8 protein-coding genes are annotated in these 15331 nt (G+C 36.6%); 6 read left to right on the forward strand and 2 right to left on the reverse strand.

All coding sequences use genetic code 11. The features are described 5' to 3' along the window. Positions 1-9: 9 nt before the first annotated feature. Together IQ282_RS12695 and IQ282_RS12700 are read right to left on the reverse strand one after the other, a co-directional pair. Positions 10-711: an ABC transporter ATP-binding protein gene (locus IQ282_RS12695; RefSeq protein ID WP_194852245.1), complete on the reverse strand. Its 702-nt coding sequence runs from the start codon at positions 709-711 to the stop codon at positions 10-12. Between the two features lie 246 nt (positions 712-957). Then, positions 958-2211: an efflux RND transporter periplasmic adaptor subunit gene (locus tag IQ282_RS12700; protein ID WP_194852246.1), complete on the reverse strand. Its 1254-nt coding sequence runs from the start codon at positions 2209-2211 to the stop codon at positions 958-960. Between the two features lie 206 nt (positions 2212-2417). Here IQ282_RS12700 and IQ282_RS12705 point away from each other — a divergent pair, with 206 nt between their 5' ends. From IQ282_RS12705 to IQ282_RS12730, 6 genes are all read left to right on the forward strand, one after another. Continuing rightward, a complete protein-coding gene (locus IQ282_RS12705; protein ID WP_194852247.1) occupies positions 2418-3764 on the forward strand; it encodes a sigma-54-dependent transcriptional regulator in 1347 nt (448 codons plus the stop codon). After that, complete coding sequence (locus IQ282_RS12710; protein WP_194852248.1) at positions 3754-5097, forward strand: sensor histidine kinase; 1344 nt, start codon at positions 3754-3756, stop codon at positions 5095-5097. Before IQ282_RS12705 ends, IQ282_RS12710 begins: the two co-directional genes overlap by 11 nt. A 456-nt stretch (positions 5098-5553) precedes the next feature. Further along, on the forward strand, positions 5554-7779 hold the full coding sequence (locus IQ282_RS12715) for a tetratricopeptide repeat-containing hybrid sensor histidine kinase/response regulator (RefSeq protein WP_194852249.1): 2226 nt from the start codon (positions 5554-5556) through the stop codon (positions 7777-7779). Between the two features lie 591 nt (positions 7780-8370). Continuing rightward, positions 8371-10473, forward strand: coding sequence for a response regulator (locus tag IQ282_RS12720; RefSeq protein WP_194852250.1), 2103 nt, complete (start codon positions 8371-8373; stop codon positions 10471-10473). A gap of 198 nt (positions 10474-10671) precedes the next feature. Beyond that, on the forward strand, positions 10672-13908 hold the full coding sequence (locus IQ282_RS12725; protein ID WP_194852251.1) for a S41 family peptidase: 3237 nt from the start codon (positions 10672-10674) through the stop codon (positions 13906-13908). A 549-nt stretch (positions 13909-14457) separates the two neighbouring features. After that, positions 14458-15309: a helix-turn-helix domain-containing protein gene (locus IQ282_RS12730; RefSeq protein ID WP_194852252.1), complete on the forward strand. Its 852-nt coding sequence runs from the start codon at positions 14458-14460 to the stop codon at positions 15307-15309. Positions 15310-15331: the final 22 nt, after the last annotated feature.

Genomic DNA, 15331 nt, shown 5'->3' on the forward strand with positions numbered 1-15331 from the left:
CAGACTTTCTTACACCTCTACTTTAGATTTGTAATCTGATAATATATTTTCTGTCACTTTCTGACCGTCCAGCATTCTGATGATTCTGTGGCTGTATTTGGCATCGTGCTCACTGTGCGTCACCATGATGATCGTGGTGCCTGCAGCATTAAGTTCTGTCAATAAATCCATAACCTCGTTACCATTGCTGCTGTCCAGGTTTCCTGTAGGCTCATCTGCAAGAATAAGTTTAGGTTTATTAACGACCGCTCTTGCCACTGCGACTCGTTGTTGCTGTCCACCAGAAAGTTGTTGTGGGAAGTGCTTGCGACGGTGCATGATCTGCATTTTTTCCAGCACTTCTTCCACACGCTGTTTGCGCTCTGCTGTTTTAACACCGGTATAAATCAAAGGCAATTCGACATTTTCAAAAACGGTCAATTCGTCAATCAGATTAAAACTCTGAAATACAAATCCTATGTTGTGTTTTCTTAGGTCTGCCCGTTTGCGTTCATTAAAACCGGCGACTTCAATTCCATTGAATAAAAAGCTACCGCCATCTGGATCGTCCAGCAATCCTAATATATTTAGCAAGGTGGATTTTCCACAACCAGAAGGTCCCATAATAGCGACGAATTCGCCCTCATTAACAGTAAATGATAGTTTATTGAGAGCAACGGTACGCACTTCTTCTGTTGCGTAGTATTTTTCTAAGTCTGTAATTGTGATCATAAGTAATGTTTTATATTGTTTTTTAACTGCGAGCTGTGAGCTGTTAGCTGTTAGCTGTGAGCTGTGAGCGTTTAGCTTGTTAATTTTTCAATTACCGAGAGCCCCTTTGTCCTGCGGACATTTCCCCAGAGGGGAAAGTCTTGGTAATTATTTCAAGTTTTGTAATAGATTGATTATTGTTTTTTTTAAATTTTACCTCATACCTCATACCTCATACCTCATACCTCATACCTCATCCCTCATCCCTCATTCTTTAAGAACCAACTCCTGTACGTCACCATAATTATCATAACTGCTAGTGATGACTTTATCTCCAGGTTGTAAACCACTTAGGACTTCATAATATTCTGTGTTTTGGCTGCCTAATCTGATGTCCACTTTGTAGGCGGTGGTGCCATCTTCACTTACTTTAAAGATCCAGTTCCCTCCAGTTTGTTGGAAGAAGCCTCCCTTAGGAATGAGCATTGCTTGTTTTTCCTGGCTTAAAGCAAGACGTATTTGTAGGGTTTGACCACGTCTTATACCTTCAGGAATCTCTTGTGTAAATTGCATATCGACTTGAAATCGACCATTCGTCACTTGAGTAAAAACCTTTTTAATTTCTAGCGTGTAACTTTTACCATTAAATTCAAAAGATCCCGTTTGTCCATTGTAAATACGGGAAATGTAGTGCTCGTCAATATCTGCCCGCACCTTAAAGCCGCTCAGGACATCAATTTGTCCTAGACGTTCGCCTTTGTTTTTTGATTGGCCTATTTCTGCATCCAGCGACGTCAATTGTCCATCTACTGGAGCGCGTACAATTAGGTCTGCAACTTTTCTACGCATTAGCTCGAGGGCATTTCGAGTTCGCGCATACGAGTTTTGAGCCTGACCGCTTTCCTGCCGCACAGATAAAGTATCCTGTTTAAGGATTTCTTTTGAAAGTCGCATGCGTTCTTTTTGATAGTTGTAATCATTCTCTGCTTGAATAAATTCTTGTCTAGCAATGACCCCTTTTTCTACCAGCCCTTTGTTGAGATCATACAGACGTTTAGCTTCTATAAGATTACTTTCCACATCTGTAAACTGGTTGACGCGATTAATTGTATTGGTACGAGCGGCATTTTGCGAGATTTGCATTTGGGTCAAAAGGTTATATACCTGCGTTTCTTGATTTACAAGACTCAATTCAAGATCTGTGTTAGAAAGTCTGAGAATAGGATCACCTTTTTTCATTACAGCGCCATCCTCTACAAATTTTTCCTCCACACGACCGCCTTCCAGTGCATCTAGATAAATGGTGGTAATAGGAAGTATAATCCCATTCACGGGAATATTTTCTTGAAAAACCCCTTGAGTAGCGGTATTTATACTAATACGTTCTTTTTCTACATTCAATTTTGAGCCTCCAGAGGAAGCTAAAATCACATAAATTATAAGGGCGATCAAAACAACGGCACCAGCAATTGTCATTATCATTTTTGTACTAAAGCGTTTTTTTTCTAATGGGATGTCCATGGAATGGTATTGGTTTTCAATAATAGATAGCACAATAGTGCCATAATATTAAATAACTGATTGACAGCTAATTATGTAAGTATAAAAAATTATAGGTGTACGATTTTGATACACATACTGTGCGCTGTTGATACACTGATAGGTGTTAGGAATAAATGGGTTTCCGCTTTCGCGAAAGCGGAATAACTATTTGTATTATTGCAGGTATGCAACTTAAGAACGCCTCTATTTTAGTGATTGATGATGATGAAGACGTATTGATCGCCATGCGTCTATTACTTAAATCTAAGGTTAAAGAAGTCGTCGTGAACAAGAATCCGAACACGATCCAAAACCTCATGAAAGGCCAGAATTTTGATCTGGTAATTCTGGATATGAACTTTAACGGACTAGTGAATACGGGTAATGAGGGTATTTTCTGGCTTAACCGTATTAAGGAAGATTTCCCCCTAGTTGACGTTATTCTATTTACCGCTTATGCTGATATCGACCTTGCTATTCGCTCCTTGAAACAAGGCGCTTCTGATTTCATGATCAAGCCCTGGAAGAACGAAAAACTGCTGACTAATATCACGGAATTACTCAACAAAAAAAGCAGCGGCAAGCCCAAAAAGATCAAGCTGGAATCAGAAACTCAAATTGTAGGAGAAAGCAACTCCATGCAGGAGGTTTTTATGAAAGTAACGAAAGTAGCTCCCACAGATGCTAATATTTTAATTTTGGGAGAAAATGGAACTGGCAAGGAACTAATTGCGCAAGCACTGCACGAACAGTCTCATCGCAGTCATATGCCTTTTGTGAAGGTCGATGTAGGCGCATTGACATCGAGCTTGTTTGAAAGTGAGTTGTTTGGTTATAAAAAGGGAGCCTTTACAGACGCTCGCGAAGACCGTAAAGGAAGATTTGAATCTGCTCAGGGAGGAACACTTTTTCTGGACGAAATAGGTAATATAACCTTGCAACAACAGGCAAGATTGCTATCTGTTTTACAAAATAGAAGAGTTACTCCGCTAGGATCTAACGAGTCTATTCCTATTGATATTCGTTTGATTTGCGCTACTAACTTGAATATGCAACATCTTTCTGATGAAGAGCGGTTTCGCAAGGATTTGATGTATAGAATTAATACGGTGGATATACTGGTACCACCATTAAGAGATAGAGAGCGGGACATTGATTTATTAGCAGATCATTTTATAAATCAATATGCAGAAAAGTATGGAAAAGATGTTCCTGAAATGACTCCTAGTTTTTTGAAACGATTGCATTCCCATTCTTTTCCCGGAAATGTGCGCGAACTTCAATACGCTTTAGAACGAGCAATTATTATGTGCGATGGAGCCACGATGGATGCAGATGATTTGACTTTCTCTGCAATGGAAGTTGAGCACAATGTGAGTGAAACTCACAAAATCAGCAATCTGGAAGAACTAGAAAAGGTCACCATTCTCAAGGTGATTGATAAGAATAATGGGAACATTTCTAAAAGTGCTAAAGAGTTAGGACTCACCAGAACGGCACTATACCGTAGATTAAATAAGTATGACTTATAAAGGCTACTCATTTTCTCTTTTTTTAAGAACTCTAGCTATTGTAGGCGCAGCGTTCCTGCTATCCTATGGCTTTCTTAAAGATCATCTTTATTTTAGCATCGGCGGTTCTATAGTTTTAGTGATTGTTTCCATCAACACCTATAAATTTGTTACGCGTCGTTTTATTGAAATGGACGATTTTTTTGAATCGGTTAAATATCGAGATTTTTCAAGATGGTTTGTGGAAGATCGAGGCTCACAGGATATCAGAAAACTTCATAAGGGATTTAACCTGGTAAATGCGACTATAAAGTCCATAAATAACGAACGACAGGCGCAATTTGTCTACCTACAAAAAATTCTTGCTATGGTAGACGTTGGAATTATTGCCTACAACGTGGAGGATGGCGTTGTTTTATGGGCAAATGATTCTTTTTTGAAATTACTGGATTTCCCGGCTTTTAAGAATATTAGTTTTGTGGAAAGTAGAAGACCAGAAACTTATGAAGTGCTCTTTGAACAATATCACGCAACCGTAACTTCCACAACACTTCACCTGCGTCAGGAAGATATAAAAATCCTGATTTCAGACACATTGTTTGAAGTTTCCGAGAATTCTTTCAAGCTTATTGTTGTTCAAAATATTGATGATACACTCAATCATAATGAGAGCGAGGCTTGGAAAAAATTGTTGAGTGTCATGACTCACGAGATCATGAACAGTATTGCACCTATATCATCCCTTGCCGAAACTTTAGAGCAGAGTCTTCTAACAGGAATAGGAGACGAGCAATGTAATACCGCAGACTATGATGATTTGCTCTCCGGAATCCAAAGTATTAAGCGTCGCAGTGAGGGACTAATGAAATTTGCTCAGACCTACCGCAGTTTGAATAAGGTTACACACATTAACAGGACAGAAATACGTGCAGTAGATCTTTTTTCTAGTATTGAAAACCTCCTATTGCCTTCTTTAACAGAGCGGAATATTTCATTGAATTTTAACCTGGCTGATCGGGATTTGATTCTTAAAATAGATAGCTACCTCATCGAGCAAGTGTTGATCAATTTGATCTTGAACGCCATTGAAGCTACAGAAAAAATGACTAATCCGGAAGTGGTAGTCACTGCAAAAGCCTTTTCACAAGATAAAGTTCAAATAACTGTTGCAGATAATGGCTCTGGAATTCCCGACGAGGTTTTAGAAAAGATATTCATCCCGTTTTTTAGTACTAAAAAACGCGGTAGCGGCATAGGTTTGAGTCTTTGTAAACAGATCATGACGTTACATCAAGGTAAGATTCAATTGCGCAATATGGAATCAGGAGGAGTTGAAGCGAGACTTATGTTTTAAATTTTTTTAGGCATGGGTTTTACCATGCTTTGGTTCCTGCGTACTTTATCTACTTATCTAAAACCTCTTTAATAGAATTAACTCAAAAAATCATTTGCAGGGATGGGATCAATACATTTCCACGCTTCTATTAATCAGATTTATCTTGAATATTATCAATTATCTAATTGGAAACCTCTCTATTGGGTATTTGGTCGATCTTTAAACAAGATTATTATTGCCATTTTAAATACATTAAACGTCTTATTTATTAAAGCTAATACATTGATATATAGTTGATAATAAATTATGAATTTGAAAAATTCATGCATTTAAAATCTTCCAGTTATTGAATATTATATTAATTTGAGTTATGTTTAAGTAGTTTCTAGCAATTTTTGATACTCCCATAGTGAACAGTAATTGCGTGTATTCTTTTGTAGATTAAATTGAATTTATATTCTTAGAAAAAATTTGATGCGTAAACTTTTATTATTTTTTAGTTTATCATTATTTCTGTGCGCAAATTTATTTGCTCAGGAAAAACCTCAAGAAGTAATACTTCCAGACCCACCCTACGATTATGCGTTGGAAGAAATGGATTCTATTACAGGGATTGCTATCAAATATTTCTACAACGGGAATTATGAAAAAATAGTAGATCAGGTTCCTGCACTTATAGAGAACGCTACTGCTTTAAAATCTGATAAATATCAAAGTACTTTAAGAGGACTCTTGGGAAATGCTTTTATGCAAATTGATGAATTAGTCAGCGCGGAAGCACTTTTTAATCTTCAACTGGAAACGGCTAAACAAAATAATGATACGGCTGAAGTTTTAAAGTCTTACAATAATTTAGGAATTGTTTATTTCTATACGGATCCACATAAAAGCATTAATTATTTTGAAAAAGGATTAGAGTTTAATGAAGAAAATATTTCTGACAAAGCATTTATCATCGTCACAATCATTAATTACAATCTAGCAGAACTTCACGTAAATACTAAAAACCCGAATCGAGCACAGTACTATCTTAATATTGTAAAAAAGAGACTAAAAGGATCTATCCTTTCTTCTCGAGCTGAAGAGTTTGCAGCCACTTTGAACTTTGTACAAGCAGGAATTTATCTCTTAAGAAAGGAATATGAAAAGTCTATAGAGTATAGTTTATTGTCTCTAGAGACGGGAAAGGGAAACTTAGATCAAAACTATCTTACTGACAATTATAAAAACCTTATTGACGCATACGATAAAACAGGCCAGTATGAAAAGTTGAATGAAGTTCGTAAACCTTATGACTCCCTCAGAGACATTCGCTATGAACAGGAAAAAATAAAGCAGCAACAAATTTCAAGAATACGGTTCAAGATTGAAAGTGTCGAGCAAGAGTTACAGGAGTCAAAAATAGAAAATGAACGTGTCAAAGAAAAGGTAAAACGAGATGGCGCAACACTTCTTGTTTTTGCAATCTTGGGGATCCTTTTAATCGCTTTACTTGTCACTTTACTATATACCAGAGCAAAAAGAAACAAGTTGCTCAAAGACCTAAGAGACAAGAATACGCAATACCTAGAAGCTAAGGAGACTTCAGAAAAATTAGCTAGGAAAAACACTAAGTTCTTATCCACCATAAGTCATGAACTTCGAACTCCGCTTTACGGTATTATAGGTTTGTCATCTGTTTTTCTGAAAAATCCTAAACTTTTAGAATTTTCTGAGGATTTCAAATCACTAAAATTTTCTGCAGATTATCTGTTAGCACTTGTAAATGATGTGTTGAATATCAATAAATATGAATCAAAACAAGGACAAGAATTGCAAGAAAGCTTTTTTAATATTAAACAGTTGAGCACTAGTATTTTACAAACCTTTGTTTTTCTAAATGAAAAGAATAATAATGAAGTTAAATTACACATAGGTTCGTCTGTACCTCAAGTTCTTTACGGAGATAAAACAAAATTATCTCAGGTGATTATGAATTTGCTTAGCAATGCCAGCAAGTTCACCCAGGATGGAACTATAGAATTTTCCATAAAACAGCATAACAACAACGGCAAATCTGCAGAGTTATTTTTCGAAATAAAAGATACGGGAAGGGGAATTCAACCAGAAAATCAAAACACCATCTTCGAGGAGTTTAATCAAGTACCTACGGACATTTATGAGGGTGGAACCGGTCTTGGATTGCCCATATCAAATAAACTTTTAAAAATTTTGGGAAGTAAGTTAAATATGGAAAGCGATTACGGTACGGGTACCATATTTTCATTTCTTATCATGTTAAAAACAGGTTCCCAAAAAGATCTAAAGACAGTTGTAGACCAGGCAGATATTAAAGAATTGAAAGGCAAAAAAATTCTTGTGGTAGATGACAATAAAATCAATCAACTCGTTACTCAAAAGGTGCTGGAGCATTATTTAATGACGCATAATACTGCAAATAATGGTCAAGAAGCAGTCGATATGGTGAAAGACAATAGTTATGATTTCATACTGATGGACATAAATATGCCTGTCATGAACGGAATACAAGCGAGTGGAATCATCCGCGAAATGAATATCGCAACTCCCATTTTAGCCCTTACAGCAGCAGATGATCTCAATCTAGAAAAAGATGTCTACGGTCATGGCATCAATGCTATTTTGGTAAAACCTTATCAGACAGAGCAATTACTTCAACTCATGTTGCAGTTCAATTCTTGATTTAATCGTTCATTACGGCTGTATTCCGCTTTCGCGAAAGCGGCTTCCTAAACTCTCAGGAAAATTGACGTCAAAAACCATATTCAAGAAATCTTCAAAATTGTATGAATCAAGGGTTTTCCTACTTTAATCAATATATTTTTTTAAAAAAACCAGTCTAGAGTGTAGTTTGTCGATGCTTTGCTCTACAAGATTTAAAATCAGTTTTACCTCAATATATAAGATTTCAATTATAACTGTTTAAGGTATAGTCTTTTGAATTGTTGGTATTTAAATTAACAGAGTCAAAACATTAAAATGATATCGTTGAGGTTGTTTATTTTTGACGCGTCCTCTTTTGATCAGCATTTGTAAAGTCTTTAAAAGGAGGATTTAACCCCTAAATGTGGCCAGACCAACAAACGTCTTCTGATACACTTAAATTGCGCCTTACTAGAAATTAAAAAATTCAAAACCCTTGTGTTTTTGCGCTCGCTTATCTTATTAGTTGTGGTTATGTTTGGTTCTTGTGTATCCCTATATGCACAGAAACAAGACCTCGATAAAACTGAATTAATTCCAGACCCTCCTTATCATTTTAAAAAAGGGGAAATGGATTCAGTATACATGGTAGCGCGTAAATATTTCTATGATGGGAATTATGAGCAGGTGATTGAAAAATTTCCAGCGTTGATGGAATATGCACATATGGTAGGTGCAGACGTTGCAGAAACGAGACTGCGAGGGACCTTGGGTGCTGCTTTTGCACAACTAAACGACACGGATAGAGCGGAAGACTTGTATCTAGGAGCCCTAGAAGAAGCAAAAAAGCGAAAAGATACTTTTGAAATATTAAGCTCTTACATCAACCTAGGAAACACTTACTTTCTAAGTGATGGAGATCGGGCGATCAAATATTTAAATGAAGGTTTTGAATACATAGGTGAATATGAACTAGGCGATCGGGCTTTTGTAATTATGCAAAATATACTCGCATCTATCTATGTTCTAAAGGAAGAACCAGAGATGGCCCAAAAGCACGTTGACCTAGCTATGAGTAAATTGGGTATTACCTCGACGGATGCTAGAAGAGATGAAAACCTATCCAACTCTTACCAATCTCAGGGAAGCATTTACCTACTTCAAGGATTGAACTATAAATCTATAGAAAGCACTTTAAAATCTTTAGAGTTGGGTAAGAACATTACCGAAGAAACTTACTTGATCAATAATTATAAAACCTTGATAGAAGCCTATGATAAAACCAATCAGTATGAAAAGCTCAATCAAGTTCGCAAGCCTTATGATTCATTGCGAGATAGACGCTATGAAAAAGAAAAAATCAAACAAGAGCAAATAGCTAGGTTTAAATTTAACGTTGAAAAGTACCAACAAGAACTGCGGGAATCCCAGCTTGAAAATTTACTAGTAGTACAAAAAGCAGATCAAGATAGAATGATCATTATCGGTTTTGCCATCGTTGGAATCATTTTAATTGGGTTGTTGGGGAGTTTATTATTTGCGAGAAACAAGCGAAATAAATTATTGAGAATTCTGAGACAAAAAAACTCTCAATATTTACGGGCAAAAGAAACTTCAGAGAAACTTTCACGTAAAAACACCAAGTTTCTCTCCACAATTAGTCATGAGTTGCGCACACCACTTTACGGTATTATTGGATTGTCTTCTGTGTTTTTAAAGAATCCAAAACTTAAGGATTTTAGTGATGATTTTAATTCGCTCAAATTTTCCGCTGATTATTTATTAGCGTTAATAAACGATGTTTTGAACCTTAATAAGTATGAGTCTAAAAAAGGTCGCGAGCTACAGCCAGAGCATTTTGATTTAAGGAGTCTGGTAAATAGCATCCTACAAACTTTTCAATTTCTCAATGAAAAAAACAACAATAAGGTAGCCTTACATATTGATCCTGATGTTCCTAAGGTGCTTCACGGTGATAAAACTAAATTATCACAGGTGCTAATGAACCTGTTGAGCAATGCCAGCAAATTTACAGTAGATGGGAATATTGATTTTTCAATTAATCAACATAATAATAATGGTAAGTTAGTTGAGTTGTTTTTCTGCATAAAGGATACGGGCAGCGGAATCAAGGAGGAACATCAAAATGAGATTTTTGAGGAATTTATCCAGGTTCCAAATAACATTTCTGATGGCGGTACCGGTTTAGGCCTACCTATTGTAAATAAACTACTCAAGATTCTGGGCTGTCAGCTATTATTAGAGAGTGCCTATGGCGTGGGAACTACTTTTTCATTTTTACTTCCCATGCAATTGGGTTCTCAGAAAAATTTGCAGACTAAAGATGTGGAAGCTGATGTCGATCGCCTTATCAATAAGAAACTGCTCATTGTAGATGATAACAAAATCAATCAACTTGTCACCCAGAAAGTGCTTGAACAATATGGTATGACTCACGACACTGTAAATAATGGTCAAGAAGCAGTAGATATTGTGAAGCATAAAACCTATGATTTTATTCTAATGGATATCAACATGCCTGTAATGAATGGTTTAGAAGCGAGCATGATCATTAGAGAGATGGGGATTGAGACGCCTATTCTTGCGCTGACTGCTGCACATGATCTCAATCTCAAGAAAGAGGTTCATGGCCAGAGAATCAATGATATTCTCGTAAAGCCCTACCACAACGAGCAGCTTTTGAATATGTTAGTCAGTTATTTAGATGACTAGTTAAAACATTTAAATAATTCCGCTTTCGCGAAAGCGAGCTCTCCTCATCACTCATCTTTGACTTCAAAATAGAGCTCATAATGACTTTTTTTGCTTTTCTATAGAGCTAAACTAGTTTCTTTGATGGAACTTTTTGTCACGAGTCACCTCTCACATTTATAGCTAAATATGTATCTTTTACTGCTTTAAAATGATGCTATGAAATTCTTTATTACCGGAATGTTATTCTGTTTAAGTTCAACACTTTTTGCGCAACAGAATGCAGGATGGTTGAGACACAACGCTATTTCACCAGATGGTTCACAGATCGTATTTACATTTAAGGGAGACCTGTATAAAGTAAACGCAAATGGAGGAAATGCTCAGCAATTGACGTTTCATGAAGCCCATGACTACAAAGCAGTATGGAGCCATGACGGCAAGCAAATTGCATTTGCGTCTAATAGGTATGGAAACTTTGATGTGTACGTTATGGACGCAAATGGTGGCAGCGCACAAAGATTGACCTTTCATTCTAATGATGAAGAACCATACACTTTTAATAATGATGATTCTGAGGTAATTTTTGGTGGTGTTCGCATGGATATTGCTAATCACCGTCAGTTTCCTACAGCTTCCCAGCCAGAAGTCTATAGTGTTCCCGCTCGTGGAGGACGTATCGATCAAGTATTTGCCATTCCAGCTGAAGAGTTGACCACTAGTAAGGATGGTAAAACGATTTTGTACCAGGATAAAAAGGGAGGTGAGAATGAATGGCGCAAGCATCATACTTCTAGTATTACCAGAGATTTGTGGTCTTATGATGTGGCTTCTAAAACCCACAAAATGCTAACTAATTTTAACGGTGAAGACCGTCAGCCTGTTTATGGTGCAGATGATAAGACAGTTTATTATTTAAGTGAGAAAAGCGGGAGTTTTAATGTTTATAAAATGGACTTAAACAACCCGACTAAGTCCACTCAAGTTACTTATTTCAAAACACATCCAGTCCGGTTTTTATCTTATGGGAATGGTATTATAAGTTTTGGACATGATGGTAAACTCTACACTATGAAAGAAGGTGAGCAACCTGAAAAACTGATGGTGAACATAACAACACAACAAATAAGTAATAGTGATCAATTTATCTCAGTCAATGGTGGTGTAGGAGAGATGGCCGTTTCACCTAACGGAAAAGAAATTGCATTTATCGCCAGGGGAGAGGTTTTCGTAACTTCTACAGAAGAGTCATTTACAAAGCGCATAACAAACACACCAGAAGCAGAAAAATTTGTTTCGTGGGGACCTGAAGGCAAGTCTGTAGTTTATAGCAGTGAACGCAATGGTAAATGGAGTATTTACAAAAGTGAAATAACCAGAGCTGAAGAGCCGTTCTTTTTTGCTTCAACATTAATTAATGAAACTCCTGTAATAGAAAATGAGAAAGATAATTATCTGGCTCTCTATTCTCCAGATGGTAATAAAATGGGATTCATTGAAGATCGTCGTACTTTGAAAGTAAAGGATTTTAAAACAGGAGAGGAAGTGACTTTATTGACACCCGAGGAATTATTTCACATGAGTGATGGTGACCAGTATTTCAAATGGAGTCCTGACAGTAAATGGTTGTTAGTAGATTGGGGAATAACGTTGAGCAATAGCGACGTTTTACTGATGGCTGCAGATGGATCTAAAAGGATGAATTTAAATGAAAGTGGATATTCTGATTTTCAACCTATCTGGGTCAATGAGGGTAAACAAATGCTATGGTTTTCTAATAGAGATGGCTTGAGATCCTATGCGACAAGCGGTTCTACTCAAAGTGATGTTTACAGTATGTTTTTTACTCAGGATGCGTGGGATGAGTTCAATCTGAGCAAAGAGGAATATGCGTTAGTGAAGGAAATAAAAAAACTATCTGAAAAGGAAGAAGAAGAGGAAAAAGATAAAAATGCCGACGATAAGAAAGGCAAAAAAGACAATAAAAAAGAAGAAATTAAAGAGCTAACATTTGATTGGGAAGAAATGAAAGAGCGTGTCAAACGATTCACGATTCACTCTTCTGATATCAGTGATGCTGTTCTTTCAAAGGATGCCAGTAAACTCTACTACCTCACGAGTTTTGAAGACAAAGTAGATTTGTGGGAAACAGATTTGCGCACAAAGGAAACAAAAATGACCATGAAATTAGGTACCTCCTCAGGAAGTCTGGAGTGGGACCAAGACCGTGAAAATCTCTATTTGTTAAGTGGTGGGAAAATTTTTAAGATTGATCCAGAAAAGCAAAAAAAGGAAGCAGTTGAGATTTCAGGCGAAATGGAATATGATGAAATAGCAGAGCGCCAGGCAATGTTCGATCATGTATGGTTGCGTACTAATAAAGTATTTTACACTTCAAATTTCCACGGTATTGACTGGAACCTGATGAAAAGAGAGTATCAAAAACACCTGCCATACATAGGAAATAGTAATGAGTTTGCAGAGATGCTTTCTGAAATGTTAGGGGAACTCAACGTTTCACACGCTGGTGCCACCGCATCAAATTATTCTATCGATAACGAGGATGCTACGGCAACCTTGGGAATTTTTATGGATTATAATCATAAGGGTAACGGTATCAAAATTACAGAAGTTTTGAATGGCGGACCATTAGATAAAGCCAAGTTTGACATCAAACCAGGAATGATCATTGAAAAAATTGACGGTCAAGAAATAAAAGCAGATACAGATATCGCTCAGTATTTCAATAGAAAAGCTGATAAGTTCACATTACTCGAGTTAATCGATGCTAATTCAAAGAAAAACGTAGTGATTACGGTAAAGCCTATTTCGCTAGGGGAGGAACGCGGACTCCTTTACAAACGATGGGTCAAACAGAATGAAAAAGAGGTCGAGGATAAAAGTAATGGTCAACTGGGATATGTTCACATTCCCGGTATGGGAGATGGGCCATATCGTGATGTATATGAGAAAATGATGGGTAAATATTACAACCGTAAAGGCGTTATCGTGGATACTAGATTCAACGGTGGAGGAGATCTTGTTGCAGACCTTGCAGCATTTTTTACTGGAACCCCTTTTATTAGTTATGAGACGGAGCAGAAAGCTGTAGGCGGTGAACCTACGTCACGATGGACAAAACCTACACTTGCTATAATTAATGAAGCGCAGTACAGCGACGGCCACTGTTTCGCATGTGGTTACACCGATCTAAAAATAGGAAAAACAGTGGGGATGCCTACTCCCGGAACATGTAGCTTTGCCGGGTGGGAACGTCTTCCAGATGGTTCTAGATGGGGAGTTGTTCCTATAAGTGCCAAAGATATCAACGGTAACTGGATGGAAAACAATCAGACAGAGCCTACGATTCAGGTAAAAAATATACCCGGAAAAATTGATAAAGGTATCGATCAGCAACTGGATCGCGCCATTGAGGAATTGCTTAAAGAGGTATAGTAGTAATACCTCCAAAAGAGATACTTCAAATTCTCCCTGTTGGAAAGCAGGAAGAATTTTTTAATAAAAGTCTGTTGTTATACGAGTAGCGTAAAATGGATTAACCATTCCCATTGCTTTCATTCAGAGTCTTAAAATGGATAACACGACACGATGGTATGATTCTCATCTAAAAATATACATATTTAGAGTTGATAGCGCTCATCTCGATGTTTACAATCGATACATCGGGAATGTCTTTTTTTGAACTACCCTCAACACTTGATTACACAACTATCGTCGTAATTACAAGTCTCATTGTTTTTAAATGATTTTAGGTTCTCAGATAATTTGCGAGGTTTTACGAGGTTATTTAATGTTTTAATTTGAAAACCTTTTAGGTCTTTATTTTATTAAGGTCACGTATTTCTTGAAATAAAACAATATATCTAAACGACCATGGTTTTATTCTAAGACAATGTAAGTACTACCTTTATCAAACTCTAGTATATTTACGTGACTTGCTTTTATATCGTATTTCAATTATTTTAAAAAACCTCATTAATATAAATGGATCTCATTTACCAGAATGCTCTAGAAGAAAGTAATATTCATCTTACTGATTTTAATTGTTTACAGAGTTATAAGCTCTTAAAGGCTGGAGAATTTTACAAGATCATATGGGCAAAAGATAAGATAAGTGATATTGAAATTGATGGTTGTTCCTTTGACCTTGAGAAAAACCAAGTCGTATTCTGCACGCCGCTTAACCATATTTATATTCCAAAAAAGCAAGACGGGATTATAGCTATTATTTTTAATAGAGAGTTTTATTGTATCAGAGACAATGATGAAGAAGTTTCTTGCAACGGGTTTCTGTTTTACGGTTCGTCACATCCTGTAATAGTAGATTTAAATGAAAAAGAAATTAATGACTTTGAAATGCTTTATGGAATCTTTCAGGAGGAATTTAGAGTTAAAGATAAATCTCAAGGTGAAATGATTCGCGCAATGCTTAAACGTCTCATAATAAAAGGAACACGTTTGGCCATTATAAAAGATGATAACGAAGACTTATCTACCGAAAAATTTGACTTGATGCGCAAAATGCATTTGCTGGTCGAAAAGAATTTTAAACAGAAACACAAAGTAAGTGAATACGCTGATCTATTGAACAAATCACCCAAAACGCTAGCAAACGTTTTCAAAAAACATGGTAATCAAACTCCTTTGCAAATAATTAATGAACGGCTGGTACTTGAGGCACGTCGTTTATTGCTCTTCTCTGATATGAGTTCTGGGGAAATTGCATTTGAAATCGGCTTTACTGATCCAGGTCATTTTACTACATTTTTCAAAAAAAATGTTAACAGTACTCCCATGAATTTTAAAAAGAACGCCCGCTTAGAGGGCGATTGGTAAAATCTACAATAGTTAGGGAAAG

Source organism: Nonlabens antarcticus, from assembly GCF_015356755.1.
Taxonomy (GTDB): Bacteria; Bacteroidota; Bacteroidia; order Flavobacteriales; family Flavobacteriaceae; genus Nonlabens; species Nonlabens antarcticus.